1 protein-coding gene is annotated in these 280 nt (G+C 41.1%); it reads right to left on the reverse strand.

Annotated elements, in window-relative coordinates; translation table 11 throughout:
* Nucleotides 1–280, reverse strand: a 280-nt coding sequence (locus HMPREF3264_RS12215) for a putative Ig domain-containing protein (protein ID WP_176746852.1), incomplete at both ends; no start/stop codon positions are given.

Below are 280 nucleotides of genomic sequence, written 5' to 3' on the forward strand. Positions count from 1 at the left end.
CGTTGTTGTTGCGTTACCCTCGGCATCTATTGTTGTTACCGTAATTGGGTAATTTCCTACTTTTGTTGGTGTGCCACTAATTGTGTTTGTGGCACTATCGAAACTTACACCTTCTGGTAGTTCGCTTACTTTGTTGGTTACGGCTTGACCACTATTATCTGTTGCTTCAATCGTTATTGAATCGATCGCTGTGTTAACCTCTTTGGTTTGGTTCTCGATAGATGTAACCATCGGTTTTGTTGTGTCTACCACTTTAATTGTGAAGTTCGTTGTTGTTGCG

The sequence above is a fragment of the Staphylococcus sp. HMSC62A08 genome (genome assembly GCF_001839105.1).
Taxonomy (GTDB): domain Bacteria; phylum Bacillota; class Bacilli; order Staphylococcales; family Staphylococcaceae; genus Staphylococcus; species Staphylococcus caprae.